The 13,628-nt window shown below is 73.0% G+C and carries 11 protein-coding genes; 9 read left to right on the top strand and 2 right to left on the bottom strand.

Translation table 11 applies throughout. From position 1 onward, the window contains the following. Nucleotides 1–306: 306 nt before the first annotated feature. Nucleotides 307–876 carry a TetR/AcrR family transcriptional regulator gene (locus AC29IT_RS20310; RefSeq protein WP_358445715.1) on the bottom strand — a complete coding sequence of 190 codons (570 nt, stop codon included), beginning with the start codon at nucleotides 874–876 and terminating at the stop codon, nucleotides 307–309. Nucleotides 877–1,162: 286 nt separating this feature from the next. Between AC29IT_RS20310 and AC29IT_RS20305 the strand changes: the two genes are divergently transcribed. The 3 genes from AC29IT_RS20305 to AC29IT_RS20295 all read left to right on the top strand — a co-directional run bounded on the left by AC29IT_RS20305 (nucleotide 1,163) and on the right by AC29IT_RS20295 (nucleotide 5,859). Beyond that, nucleotides 1,163–2,644, top strand: coding sequence for an aldehyde dehydrogenase family protein (locus AC29IT_RS20305; RefSeq protein WP_488219786.1), 1,482 nt, complete (start codon nucleotides 1,163–1,165; stop codon nucleotides 2,642–2,644). Between the two features lie 108 nt (nucleotides 2,645–2,752). Further along, the gene (locus tag AC29IT_RS20300) at nucleotides 2,753–4,288 is read left to right on the top strand and encodes an APC family permease (protein WP_358445710.1); all 1,536 of its coding nucleotides are present in this window, start codon (nucleotides 2,753–2,755) and stop codon (nucleotides 4,286–4,288) included. 20 nt (nucleotides 4,289–4,308) lie between these two features. Next, the gene (locus AC29IT_RS20295) at nucleotides 4,309–5,859 is read left to right on the top strand and encodes a GMC family oxidoreductase (RefSeq protein ID WP_358445707.1); all 1,551 of its coding nucleotides are present in this window, start codon (nucleotides 4,309–4,311) and stop codon (nucleotides 5,857–5,859) included. Nucleotides 5,860–5,919: 60 nt separating this feature from the next. Here the strand turns inward: AC29IT_RS20295 and AC29IT_RS20290 are convergent, their stop codons facing one another. Further along, complete coding sequence (locus AC29IT_RS20290) at nucleotides 5,920–6,834, bottom strand: alpha/beta hydrolase (RefSeq protein ID WP_488219785.1); 915 nt, start codon at nucleotides 6,832–6,834, stop codon at nucleotides 5,920–5,922. 121 nt (nucleotides 6,835–6,955) lie between these two features. On the opposite strand from AC29IT_RS20290, the gene AC29IT_RS20285 reads away from it, so the two are divergent. The 6 genes from AC29IT_RS20285 (at nucleotide 6,956) to AC29IT_RS20260 (ending at nucleotide 13,626) form a co-directional block, all read left to right on the top strand. Continuing rightward, nucleotides 6,956–7,798, top strand: coding sequence for a helix-turn-helix domain-containing protein (locus AC29IT_RS20285; RefSeq protein ID WP_488219784.1), 843 nt, complete (start codon nucleotides 6,956–6,958; stop codon nucleotides 7,796–7,798). A gap of 40 nt (nucleotides 7,799–7,838) precedes the next feature. Next, the gene (locus AC29IT_RS20280) at nucleotides 7,839–8,618 is read left to right on the top strand and encodes an MBL fold metallo-hydrolase (RefSeq protein WP_488219783.1); all 780 of its coding nucleotides are present in this window, start codon (nucleotides 7,839–7,841) and stop codon (nucleotides 8,616–8,618) included. A gap of 469 nt (nucleotides 8,619–9,087) precedes the next feature. Beyond that, the gene (locus tag AC29IT_RS20275) at nucleotides 9,088–9,996 is read left to right on the top strand and encodes a PDR/VanB family oxidoreductase (RefSeq protein WP_488219845.1); all 909 of its coding nucleotides are present in this window, start codon (nucleotides 9,088–9,090) and stop codon (nucleotides 9,994–9,996) included. 17 nt (nucleotides 9,997–10,013) lie between these two features. After that, nucleotides 10,014–10,817, top strand: coding sequence for a siderophore-interacting protein (locus AC29IT_RS20270; protein WP_488219782.1), 804 nt, complete (start codon nucleotides 10,014–10,016; stop codon nucleotides 10,815–10,817). Between the two features lie 278 nt (nucleotides 10,818–11,095). Continuing rightward, nucleotides 11,096–12,166, top strand: coding sequence for an Lrp/AsnC family transcriptional regulator (locus AC29IT_RS20265; protein ID WP_488219781.1), 1,071 nt, complete (start codon nucleotides 11,096–11,098; stop codon nucleotides 12,164–12,166). A gap of 134 nt (nucleotides 12,167–12,300) precedes the next feature. Continuing rightward, nucleotides 12,301–13,626: an aminomethyl transferase family protein gene (locus tag AC29IT_RS20260; RefSeq protein ID WP_488219780.1), complete on the top strand. Its 1,326-nt coding sequence runs from the start codon at nucleotides 12,301–12,303 to the stop codon at nucleotides 13,624–13,626. Nucleotides 13,627–13,628 lie beyond the last annotated feature (2 nt).

Raw genomic sequence — 13,628 nt, 5'->3', positions numbered from 1 at the left:
GTGTTGATCATCAGTTGTCCTGCTGGGAGCGAGCCACGCCCCGACGCGGCAATGTCCGTTCTACACCGGTGGATCACCCGTGGATGTGCTCCGCCGGGGGGAACCGGCGGAACCCGGACATCAGCACGACGACTCTGCTGGGACGACATTGCCCTGTCCGGTCACCCGGCGGGTGCTGGCGAAAAACGGATCGCTGCGGTCCATTGTTCACCCGGAACACCTATAAGATCAACTGATCGAATTCCCGAGATCGGTGGGAAAACCGACGGGAAGGCGGTGGCGCCGGAGCCGGAAGTCGTTGCGGCGTCAGCGATTTCCGCTCGGCAGCAGCACTCGGCGAAAAGTGGTTTCGATTTCGTCTCGACTCGGCACCGACTCGCGGACGATGCCCTGCAGCAGCAGCCCGCAGAATACCGCCGAAAGTGCCCTTCCGGTAACAGGATCGGTATAGGAGGTGAACAGCTCGACCAGCGCCGCGTCCCATTCGGTGCTCACGTGCGCGAGGGCCGGGCGGTGCAGCGCGGCGATGTAGAGCTCGTGCTGCACGACGGTGCGGGTGCGGTGCGGCCCGAGGTAGCGCAGCACCAGGTCACCGAGCGCGGTGGCCAGCTCGGCGCCGCCGTCGATGGCGTCGGCCCAGGCCCGCAGCTCGGCCACGTCGTCCTGCGCGGAGTGCCGCAGCGCCTCGGCGAGCAGGTCGTCGAGGGTGCGGAAGTAGTAGGTGGTGGAGCCCAGCGGCACCTCGGCGGCGGCGGCCACGGCGCGGTGGGTGAGCTTCTCGATGCCGCGCTCGGCGACGACGGTGATCGCCGCGCGCGCGATGCGCTCCCGCCTGGCCGGATCTTTGCGGCGCGGCGCGGACTCCGTCGTCGACATGGTCCCAGCCTGCCATGCGCGGTTCGCGGGACGTTGCGGGCCAGGTCACCCTCGTGCCGTCGGCACTGGTCATCGGCCCGGGGACCGTCCGATCGGACGCCGGGGAACCGCCGATGATGTACAGATGTACACACCCGGTGCTAGTGTCCCCCGGCAACGCAGCCGGTCCGCCGAGCACCGGCCGAGAGCGACTCACCCCGGCTCCCGCCGCCCCCGACACCGGCGGCCCGCGCGATCACGCGCCGCAGTTGAGACCCGTACGGACGAAGGACCAGCAGGGACACCTATGCCGAACACCGAAACGCTGTTCATCGACGGAACCTGGCAGCCCGCCGCGGCGGGCGGGGTCCGCGAGATCCGCAGCCCCGCCGACGGCGCCCTCGTGACCACCGTGTCCGAGGGCGACCGCGGCGACACCGAACGCGCCGTGCAGGCCGCCCGCCGCGCCTTCGACGACGGCACCTGGCCGGGCACCTCCGCGTGGGAGCGCGGTGACCTGCTGCTGCGGGTCGCCGACATCCTGGTCCGGGACAAGGACGAGTTCGCCCGCGCCGAATCCGGCGACACCGGCAAGCGGCTGGTGGAGAGCGAATACGACATGGACGACATCGCCGCCTGCTTCCGGTACTTCGGCAAGATCGCCGGGACCGACGGCGGCAGCGTCATCGACACCGGCTCGCCCGACTCGTTCAGCCGCGTGCGCTACGAACCGGTCGGCGTCTGCGGCATGATCACGCCCTGGAACTACCCGCTGCTGCAGGTCGCGTGGAAGGTGGCCCCCGCGATCGCCGCGGGCGACACCTTCGTGCTCAAGCCCAGCGAGCTCACCCCCAGCACCGCGATCCTGCTGATGCGGGCGCTCACCGAGGCCGGGCTGCCCGCCGGGGTCGGCAACCTGGTGCTCGGCACCGGCGCCGAGGTCGGTTCGGTGCTGTCCGAGCACCCCGGCATCGACCTGGTGTCGTTCACCGGCGGCCTGCACACCGGCCGCAAGGTCGCCGCCGCCGCGGCCGCCACCGTGAAGAAGGTCGCCCTCGAACTCGGCGGCAAGAACCCGAACGTGGTGTTCGCCGACGCCGACTTCGACACCGCCGTGGACTACGCCCTGATGGCGGTGTTCCTGCACTCCGGCCAGGTCTGCTCCGCCGGGGCGCGGCTGATCGTGCAGGACGAGATCCACGACCGGTTCGTCGACGAGGTGGTGCGCCGCGCCGAGCGGATCCGCCTCGGCGGGCCGTTCGACGCCGACGCCGAGACCGGGCCGCTGATCTCCGCCGCGCACCTGGAGAAGGTGTCGGCCTACGTCGCGAAGGCCGTCGAGGAGGGCGCCGTGCTGCGCACCGGCGGCCGCCGCCCCGAGGGCGAGCAGTACCGCGACGGGCACTACTACCTGCCGACCGTGCTCGACGAGGTGCGGCAGGGCTCGTACGCCGTCGTCGAGGAGTCCTTCGGCCCGGTGCTGACCGTGGAGCGCTTCACCGACGAGGACGACGCGGTGCGCATCGCCAACGACACCCACTACGGCCTGGCGGGCGCGGTGTTCAGCTCCGACGTGAGCAAGGCGCAGCGCGTCGCGCACCGGCTCCGCCACGGCACCGTGTGGATCAACGACTTCCACCCCTACCTGCCCCAGGCCGAATGGGGCGGGTTCAAGCAATCCGGCGTGGGCCGCGAACTCGGCCGCGCCGGGCTGGGCGAGTACCAGGAGGCCAAGCACATCCACCAGAACCTGCGCCCGACCCCGCCGCGGTGGTTCGACGGCCGCTGACCGGGCGGGCCAGGACACGTCACGTCCTACTTGATCTGCGCAAAACGACCACCCGCCGCTCTCCCCCGCCCTCCCGCGGGGGGCGGGCGCGGGAAAGGAGTTTCGGGCATGAGCGCGCCCTCCGGTGACGCCGAGCTCAGCGAGTTCGGCTACACCAACAAATTGAAGAGAACCCTCGGTTCGTTCCACACGTTCGCCGCGGGGATCAGCTACATCTCGGTGCTGACCGGCACCTTCCAGCTGTCGTACTTCGGGTTGTCCTTCGGCGGCCCCGCCTACTGGTGGTCCTGGCCAATGGTCTTCCTCGGACAGCTGATGGTGGCGTTGAGCTTCGCGGAGCTGGCTTCGCACTACCCCATCGCCGGTTCGATCTACAACTGGTCGAAGCGGCTCGGCGGCAAGCACGTCGCCTGGCTGGCGGGCTGGATGATGCTGCTGGCCTCCATCGTCTCGATCGCGGCGACCGCGCTGGCCTACCAGCACACGCTGCCGCAGATCTGGGGCGCCTTCCAGGTCATCGGCGACGGCAGCGGCAGCAGCGAGGCCGCCAACGGCGTGCTGCTGGCCACCGCGCTGATCGTGTTCACCACGCTGATCAACGCGTTCGGCGTGAAGCTGATGGCCCGGATCAACAGCGCGGGCGTCGCGATCGAGCTGATCGCCGCGGTGGTGCTGATCCTGGTGCTGGCGGTGTTCGCGACCCGCGGGCCGGACGTCGTGCTCGACACGCAGGGCACCGGCGCGGCCTACGGCGGCAGCGGCTACCTGGGCGCGTTCCTGGTCGCGGCGATCGCGTCCTCGTACGTGATGTACGGCTTCGACACCGCCTCCTCGCTCGGCGAGGAGTCCATCGATCCGCACCGCAACGCGCCGAAGGCCATCCTGCGGTCGCTGATCGCCTCGTTCGTGCTCGGCGGGCTGATCATCCTGCTGGCGCTGATGGCCGCCCGCGACCTGACCGCGCCGCAGCTCACCGAGGACGGGCTGCAGTTCGTGCTCACCGACGCGCTCGGCCCGCTGGTGGGCCGGTTGTTCCTGCTGGTGGTGTTCGTGGCGATCACGGTGTGCGTGCTGGCGGTGCACACCGCGGCGATCCGCATCGCGTTCGCGATGGCCCGGGACAACGCGCTGCCCGGCGGTTCCAAGCTGGCGCGGGTCAGCCCCCGGTTCCAGACGCCGGTGGTGCCCGCGGTCGTGATCGGCGTGCTCGCGGTGGCGCTGCTGGTGGTCAACATCGGGCAGCCGCAGATCTTCTCCGCGGTGACCAGCCTCGCGATCATCCTGATCTACATCTCGTACCTGCTGGTGACGATCCCGATGCTGGTGGCGCGGCTGCGCGGCCGGTGGTCCTCGGCGAAGCAGGAGGGGCGGTTCTCGCTGGGCCGCTGGGGCCTGCCGGTGAACGTGCTCGCCGTGCTGTGGGGCGCGGGCATGACGATCAACCTGGCCTGGCCGCGCAACGAGGTCTACAACGCCGAACCGCCGTTCCACTGGTACTTGCAGTGGAGCTCGGTGCTGTTCGTCGGCATCGCCGCTCTCGGCGGCTTCGCCTACTACTGGTTCGTCCAGCGGCACCGCATCGGCGTGCTCGCCGACCACGCGGCGGCCGCCGCCGAAGAAGACCCGAAACCGGCCTTGTCCTGAGCGGAAACGGAGCTGTGACCATGACCGAGGAATTCGACTACGTGGTCGTCGGAGGCGGCAGTGCCGGAGCAGCGGTCGCCGCGCGCCTGTCCGAGGACCCGGACACCACGGTGTGCCTGCTGGAGGCGGGGCCGTCCGACGTCGGCGACAAGGCGATCCTGGAGCTGGACCGCTGGATGGCGCTGCTGGAGTCCGGCTACGACTGGGACTACCTGGTGGAGCCGCAGGAGCAGGGCAACTCGTACATGCGCCACGCCCGCGCCCGGGTGCTCGGCGGCTGCTCCTCGCACAACTCGTGCATCGCGTTCTGGGCGCCCGCGGAGGACCTCGACGAGTGGGAGTCGCTGGGCGCCACCGGCTGGGGCGCGAAGGACGTGTTCCCGCTGTACAAGCGGCTGGAGACCAACGACGGCCCCGGTGAGCACCACGGCCGGAGCGGGCCGGTGACGATCCGCAGCGTGCCGCCGAAGGACCCGTCCGGGGCGGCGCTGCTGCAGGCCTGCGAGCAGGCGGGCATCCCGATCACCGAGTTCAACTCGGGCCGGACCGTCACGCACGGCGCGAACTGGTTCCAGATCAACGCCCGCGAGGACGGCACCCGCTCCTCGTCGTCGGTGTCCTACCTGCACCCGATCATCGGGAAGCGGCCGAACCTGGAGGTGCGCACCGAGGTGCGCGCCAAGAAGGTCGTGTTCGACGGCAAGCGCGCCACCGGCGTCGCCTACCTCGACCCGGACCTCATCCACACCCGCACGGTCCGGGCGCGGCGCGAGGTGGTGCTGTCGACCGGTGCGATCGACACCCCGAAGCTGCTGATGCTCTCCGGCATCGGCCCGGCCGAGCACCTGCGCGAGGTCGGGGTGGACGTGCTGGTCGACTCCCCCGGCGTCGGCTCCAACCTGCAGGACCACCCGGAAGGCGTCATCGGCTGGGACGCGAAGCAGCCGATGCCCGCGGAATCCACGCAGTGGTGGGAGATCGGCATCTTCACCACCACCGAACCGGGGCTGGACCGGCCGGACCTGATGTTCCACTACGGCTCGGTGCCGTTCGACATGCACACCGCGCGGCAGGGCTACCCGACGACGGAGAACGGCTTCTGCCTGACGCCGAACGTCACCCGCAGCCGGTCGATCGGCACGGTGCGGCTGCGCACCCGGGACTTCCGGGACAAGCCGCGCGTCGACCCGCGGTACTTCACCGACGCGCACGACATCCGGGTTATGACCGAGGGCATCAAGCTCGCCCGGAAGATCGTCTCGCAGCAGGCGATGGCGGGCTGGGCCGGCGCCGAGCTGCACCCCGGGCCGGACGTGCGCACCGACGACGAGATCGCCGACTACATCCGCAAGACGCACAACACCGTCTACCACCCGGCGGCCTCGGTGCCGATGGGCGCGGACGGCGACCCGAGCAAGCCGCTGGACGCGCGGCTGCGGGTCAAGGGCGTCGAGGGCCTGCGGGTCGCGGACGCCTCGGCGATGCCGTTCCTGGTGGCGGTGAACCCGAACATCACCACGATGGCCATCGGTGAGAAGTGCTCGGACATGCTCAAGGAGGACAACGCGTAACCGCGCCTCCGGCACGCGACGGTCCCTCCGGTCCCCCGTTCCGGAGGGACCGTTCGCGCATCACCCGGCCGCGGTCAGGTGCGCCGCGAAGAAGCGGATCAGTTCGGCGACGGCGGTGGTGACGTGCTCGTCGCGGTCGTAGAGGTCGACGTGGGTGGCGCCGTCGACCGTGCGCAGCTCGGCGGGCCCGGTGGCCGCCGCGACCGCCTCCCGGCTGAAGTGCGCGGTGTCCGCCGCCGACCCGGCGATCATCAGCAGCGGCCGGGGCGCCAGCAGCCGGATCAGCGCGAACGAGTCGTACAGCGCGATCCGGTCCAGGTCCCGCGGCAGCCGGGTGCCGCCCGCGCGCGGGTGGGAGCCGCGGGCGGTGCGGTAGAACTCCCAGGTCTCGCGGTCCTGGCGGTGCGCCGAGTCGCGCCACTCGCCCGGCACCCACGGTTCGCGGTGCGGCGGCTCGCCGCGCGCCTCGGCGGTGCGCAGCTCGCCGGCCCTGGCGAGCACGGCGTCGAGCACCTCCGGCGGCTGGGTGCCGTCGACGCCCTCCCGGACCACCCGGCCGAAGTCGGCGGCGCTGACCGTGGCCACCGCCTTGATCCGCCGGTCGCTCTGCGCCGCGTACGGCACGTAGCCGCCGGAGGCGCAGATGCCGAGCGCCCCGATCCGCTCCGGGTCGACCTCCGGCCGGGTGGTCAGGTGGCTCACCGCGGCGCGGACGTCCTCGGCGCGCTGGAACGGGTCCTCCTCACCGCGCGGTTCGCCTTCGCTGGCGCCCTGGCGGGCGGCGTCGAAGGCGAGCACGGCGAACCCGGCGCGGGCCAGGCGTTCGCCGTAGGTGGTGGGGCTCTGCTCCTTCACGCCGCCGCCCGGGTGGGAGACGACGATCGCGGGCAGCGGGTGCGGGCCGGGGTCGTCCGGGGTGAACAGGATGCCTGCCAGCGCCAGGCCGCTGCTGGGGAAGGTGACGTCGGTGCGCATGGTCCTCGGGTCCTCGTCGGGGTTCGTGCCGTCGAGGTTGGCGCGGTCGCGGCGCGGGAGGCAGGGCCTGCTTCGTCCTGGGACAGCGCTGTCCCAGGCTAGGCGTTGCGACACTGGTGCCATGACGATCGGGACCTCGGGCGACGGTGCGCTGGGCGATTTCCTCCGCGCCCGCCGCGCGGCGCTGACCCCGGCGGCGGCCGGGCTGGGGAGTTCCGGTGGCAGGCGGCGGGTCCGCGGCCTGCGCCGGGAGGAGGTGGCGGCGCTGGCCTCGATCAGCACCGACCACTACACCCGGCTGGAACAGGGCAGGCGCACCGCGTCGGAACCGGTGCTGGAGGCGCTGGCGCGGGTGCTGCTGCTCGGCGCGGACGAACGCGCCTACCTGTTCGAGCTCTCCGGCAAGGACGCCGGTCGGCCCGCGCGACCGGTCCGGCAGCGGGCGCGGCCCGACCTGCTGCGGCTGCTGGCGGACCTCACCACGACCCCGGCGATGCTGCTGGGCCGCCGCACCGACGTGCTGGCCTGGAATCCGATGGCGGCCGCGCTGTACACCGACTTCGACCGGATCCCGTTGCGGCGGCGCAACTTCGTGCGGCTGGTGTTCCTCGAACCGGAGGTGCGCTCCCGCTACCCGCGGTGGCCGGAGGTGGCGCGGGCCTGCACGGCGCAGCTGCGGATGGAGGCCGCCGCCGCACCCGGTGATCCGCTGCTCGCGGAGCTGGTCGCGGAGCTGTCGGCGCAGGACGCGGACTTCCGGCGGTGGTGGGGCGCGCACCAGGTGGCGGCGCGCGAATCCGGCAGCAAGGTGCTGCGGCACCCCGTGGCCGGGGAACTCGTCCTGGACTGGTCGGCGCTGGCCAGCACCGCCGACCCGGACCAGCAGCTGATCGCGCTCACCGCGGAACCCGGCACCCCCGGGCACGACGGGCTGGGGCGGCTGGCCGAGCTCGCCGAGCGGTAGGTTGTCGATCAAGTAGGACGCGACGAAGCGAGGACCTCCCGTGCGAGTGCACCACCTCAACTGCGGCACCCTGAACCTGCCCGGTGCACCGCTGGTGTGCCACGTGCTGCTGGTGGAGACCGAGGCCGGGCTGGTGCTGGTGGACACCGGGTTCGGGCTCGCCGACATCGCCGATCCGGCGCGGCGGCTCGGCGCGTTCCGGCACGTGGTGCGGCCCGCGCTGCGCGCCGAGGAGACCGCCGCGCACCAGGTCGAGCGGCTCGGTTTCCGCCGCGAGGACGTGCGGCACGTGGTGCTCACCCACTTCGACCTGGACCACGCGGGCGGGCTCACCGACTTCCCGCGCGCCCGGGTGCACCTGACCGCGGCGGAGGCGGCGGGCGCGCTGCACTCCCCGTCCCGCAAGGAGCGGCTGCGGTTCCGGGCCGCGCAGTGGGCGCACGGACCGCAGCTGGTGGAGCACGGCGCCGACGGCGAGGCCTGGCGCGGGTTCCCGGCGGCGCAGGAGCTCACCGGCATCGCGGACGGACTCGTGCTGATCGCGCTGCCCGGCCACACCCGCGGGCACGCGGCGGTCGCGGTCCGGTCCGGCGAGCGGTGGGTGCTGCACGCCGGGGACGCGTTCTACCACCCCGGCAGCCTGGACGGGAGCGCGCCGGTGCCGATCGCGCTGCGGCTGCTGGAGACCTCGGTGGCGCACGACCTCCGCCAAGTGCGGGCGAACCACGCCCGCCTCGCCGAACTGCACGCGGGCAGCGAACCCGACGTGGACCTGATCTGCGCCCACGACCCGGAGATCTTCGCGCGGCTGCGGTCCTGACCGGTCCGGCGGCCGAGAATCCGCGAGGCGCCGCTGGACCCGCGTCCGACGGACACCGCACGCGCGATCGAGCCTGCCGCAGCGCCGCTAGGACACGGACTGGGTGCCGAGGACCGCCAGCAGTGCGAGCCGGTCGGCGTCCTCCGTACCGGGATCAGCCGTGTAGACCATGATGCGCAGGTCGGCGCCCGCGACGCCGAGCACGTCGCAGTCCAGCGCTTCCCTGGTGACGGGCGAAACGCGAGCAGCCGTCGCGGGATCCCGGGGCCGGGTGAGCTCGCACGGGATGTCGCGCGGCTGTTCGCGCCGCCGGGAGCCATGCCGGCGCGGAGTCCCGATCCGGCGGCCGGAAAGCGAGTAGCGCCCGAAGCGAACAATTGCTCATAATTGAGCCATGACCTGCACCTACGCAGGCCATCGGCGCCGCGAAGGCGCGCTGGAGACCGCACTCGGCCAAGGTGGTTCATCCGTGCAGCACACGATCCTCGACCGCGTCGAGCCGATCGCCGACGGCGTCGTGTCCCTGGAGCTGCGCGGCGCGGACGGCCCGCTCGCCCCCTGGGAACCGGGCGCGCACGTGGACCTGTCGCTGCCGAACCGGCTGACCCGGCAGTACTCGCTGTGCGGCGACCCCGCCGACCGCCGCCGCTACCGCATCGCGGTGCGCCACGACCCGCTCAGCCGCGGCGGCTCGGAGTACGTCCACCTGTTCCTCCGCGCGGGCCGCACCGTCGAGGTCTCCCCGCCGCGCAACAACTTCCCGCTGCTGCCCGCCCCCGAGTACCTGTTCCTGGCCGGTGGCATCGGCGTCACCCCGATCGCGCCGATGCTGCGCGCCGCGCTCGCCGCCGGAGCCGCCGCGCGGCTGGTGTACGCGGGCCGCAGCACCACGAGCATGCCGTTCGCCGCCGAACTCGCCGCCGAGCTGGGCGACCGGGTCCGGATCGCCACCACCGACACCGGCGGGCGCCCCGACCTCGCCGCGCTCGCCGCCGAGCTCGGCCCGGAGGCGCTGGTGTACTGCTGCGGCCCCGACGCGATGCTCACCGCCGCCGAGGCCACCTTCCCCGCCGGCCGGCTGCACCTGGAACGCTTCCGGCCCACCGCCAGGACGTTCGCCCCCGACGCCGCGTTCGACGTGAGGTGCGCCCGTTCCGGGAGCAGCGTTCGCGTCGACGCCGACGAGTCGATGCTCGACGCGTTGCGGCACGCCGGGCACCCGGTGCCGAGCGGCTGCCGCGAAGGGGTCTGCGGCAGCTGCGAACTCGTCGTCCTCGCCGGTGAACCCGAACACCGCGACGACATCGGCGCCGCACCCGGCAGGATGTACCCCTGCGTGTCCCGAGCGTCGTCCCACCACCTCGCTGTGGATCTCTGAACGGAAGGGACGAACTCGTGCTGCCCAAGATCCGCACGCCCGAACACCGCACGATGATCACCTTGGAGGTGCTGGCGAACACCACCACCTCGCCGAACTTCACCACCCTCACCCTCGGCGGCCCCGAGCTGGAACACCTCGACCACGGCGGCCACGACCAGGCGGTGCGGCTGTTCTTCCCGCGCGAAGGCCAGGACCGGCTGCGGATGCCCACCAGCTCCGGGAACGCGTGGATGGCGGAGCTGCTCCTGCTGCCGAAGACCCGCCGCCCGTGGGTGCGCAACTACACGATCCGCCGCAGGCGCCCCGGAAGCGGCGAGGTCGACGTCGAGTTCGCGTTGCACGAGGACGCCCCCGCCGCCGACTGGGCCCGCCGCGCGCGGCCCGGCGACCCGGCCGGGATCTTCGACATCGGCGTCAGCTACCTGCCGCCGGACGACGCGCGGCACCAGCTGCTCGTCGGCGACGAGAGCGCGGTCCCCGCGATCCTCGCGATCCTCGAACACGCCCCCGACGACCTGCGCGCCGACGTGGTGCTGGAGGTTCCCGAGACCGCCGACATCCGCCCCGACGTGACCGCTCCCCCGGGCGCGCGGGTGCGCTGGGTGGCCCGGGACGGCTCCGGGGACGTGCCCGGGGTGCTGGCGCTCGCCGCGGCGAAGGAGTGGTCGCCGGGGCCGGGCCGCGGCTACGCGTGGGTGGCGGGCGAGTCGAAGCTCGCCACCGGCCTGCGCAGGCACCTGGTCCAGGAGCACGGGATGCCGAAGCAGGACATCGCGTTCTTCGGCTACTGGCGCCACGGCCGCTCCAGCCCGGGCTGAGGTGCCCGGCCCGGCCCGGCGCGGGCCCCGGGTCGCCGAGTCCGCGCCGGGTGCCGAGGTCCGCCGGGTCACCGGGTAGCCGGAATCCGCCGGGCACCAGGTCGCCGGTCCGCCGGACCAGCCGGATCATCGGGTCCGCCAAATCGCCGGGCACGCCGGACCGCCGGGTCCGCCGGGTCCGCCGGATCATCAGGTCCGCCAAATCGCCGGGCACGCCGAATCGCCGGGCACGCCGAGGGCGCCGAGGGCCGACCGGCACGTGCTGGCACGATCCCGCCATGATCGATCCGGTCGACGGCAAGGTCCTCCGCGCGCTGCAGTGCTCACCGCGCGCCTCGTTCCGGCGGATCGCCGACGTGGCCGGGGTTTCCGAGCAGACCGCCGCCCGGCGCTACCGGGCGCTGCGCCGCGACGGCGTGGTGCGCGTCGTCGGCCTGGTCAGCCCTGGCGGGCCGGGCGACGCGCGCTGGCTCGCCCGCATCCGCTGCCGGCCGGACCGGGTGGAGCCGCTGGCGGGGTCGCTGGCCCGCCGTTCCGACGTCGCCTACCTCGCGCTGGCGTCCGGCGGCTCCGAGATCGTGTGCATCGTCCGCTCCCCCGTCGGCGCCGGGCACGACGACCTGCTGCTGCAACGGCTGCCCAGGGCTTCGTCCGTGCTGGACCTGAGCATCGACCTGCTGCTCCACCCGTTCGGCGAGCCCGGCACGGCCGAGTGGACCGGGTTCGCCCCGGATTTCGCACCGGACGGGCTCCGCCGTCTCGCCGCCGGGGTCCCGGAGGGTCCGAGTCCGGGCGGTTCGAACTCGGGTGAGCCGAGCCTTGACGATCCCGGCCCAGGCGCGCCGAGCCCAGGCGGTTCGAGCCCGGGCAGGCCGAGCCCGGGCGGCCCGTCCGACGGGGACGCGCCGCTGCTGGCGGCGCTCGCCGAAGACGGCCGGGCCACGCGCGCCGAGCTCGCCGCGACCACCGGCTGGCCGCCGAACCGGGTGGCCCGCCGGATGGACGTGCTGCGGTCGTGCGGGGCACTGGCCTACGGCGTCGACCTGCTCCCCGACAAGCTCGGCTTCCACCTCCACGCCACGCTGCTGCTGCGCGTGGCGCCCGCGGACCTGGAACGGGCGGGGACGGCGCTCGCCCGTCACCCCGAGACCGCGTACGCCGGTGCCATCAGCGGGGCGCACAACCTCGTCGCGATCGTGGTGTGCCGGGACGCCGAGCACCTCTACCGCTACCTGACCTCGCAGGTCGCGGCCGTTCCCGGGATCCTCGGCCACCAGGTGAGCATCCGGGGCAGGCGCGTCAAGCAGGCCGGATCCCTGATCACGCACGGCCGGTTGGTGCCGATGTGACCCGGTGGCGGACTTCCCCCGCGCGGGCCGCTCGCGCAGCGGAGCACCACCACCCCCGGCCACCGCGGTGGAGGTTCCGGCCCGATCGGCACCGCGTCGTGGCGATCGCGCGGGCCCCGGCCGATCCTCGGTGGGTGACGACACCCAGCCTGCAAGACGGCATCAACGAGGCGGGCTCGCCCGTCGACCTGCTGTGGCGCCCGGACGACGCACCGTGGACACCACCGGTCGTCGCACCCGAGCACGCGGGCTGGCGGCAGGAGCAGCACGCCTGGCACTCCGCCGTCGCGCTGTCCGACCTCTCCCACCACATGTCCGACACCACGATCGAAGGACCGGACGCCACGCGCCTGCTGTCCGAGGTGAGCGCGAACGACTACCGCGACTTCGCGGTCGGGCGGGCCAAGCAGTTCGTGCCGGTGGCGCCGGACGGCAACATCATCACCGACGGCATCCTGCTGCGCGAAGCCGAGCAGCGCTACCTGCTCAGCGGGGTGCCCGCGGCGCAGAACTGGGTCAAGTACCACGGCGCGAACGGCGGCTACGACGTCGAGTTCGGCACCGACCCCGATTCCCGCCACCGGGGCGGTCCGCCGAAGCTGTTCCGGTACCAGGTGCAGGGGCCGTTGGCGGGCGAACTCGTGGCGGCGGTGTTCGGCGGCCCGCTGCCGCCGGTCCGGTTCTTCCACACCACCCCGGTGGAGCTGCGCGGCATGCGGTTCCGCGCCCTGCGGCACGGGATGGCCGGGCAGCCCGGTTTCGAGTTCTTCGGCGAGTGGGAGCACGGGGCCGCCGTGGAGGAAGCGCTGCTGCGCGCCGGGGAGCGGTTCGGCCTGGTCCGCGTCGGCGGGCTCGCGTACCCGACGGCCAGCATGGACAGCGGGTGGATTCCGAGCCCGACCCCGGCGATCTACACCGCTCCCGAGCTGTCCGGGTACCGCGAGCACCTGCCGCTGCGCAGCTACGAGGGAGTCCGGCCGCTGACCGGCAGCTTCTTCTCCCCCGACATCGAAGACCACTACTGCACGCCCTACGAGCTCGGCTACGGCAGGTCGATCTCGTTCGACCACGACTTCATCGGCCGCGACGCGCTGCTGAAGGCGAAGGACGACGTCCGCCGCACCAAGGTCACGCTGGAGTTCGATCCGGCCGACGTGCGGGCGGTGCTCGGCGAGGGCTTCGTGCACGGCTACGCCCGCAACCGGGTCGAGGTGGACGGCGCGCTGGTGGGCGTCACCCACCAGACCGATTCCTTCGATCCGGCCGGAACGGTCCTGGCGCTCGCGCTGGTCGACCGGGAGCACGCCCGGACCGGTACCGGAGTGCACGTCGCCTGGGGCGAGCACCCCGGCCCCGGTACCGCCCCGGACGCCGACCTCGGCTTCCCGCGCATCCGCGCGACGGTCCACCCGGCGCCCTACGGCGAGCACGCCCGCACCCGCTACCGGCTGAACCCCTGAAC

Source organism: Saccharopolyspora sp. MMCC62 (assembly GCF_057736575.1).
The sequence above is the reverse complement of the archived record's forward strand: the minus strand, read 5'-3'. Positions and strand labels throughout refer to the sequence as shown.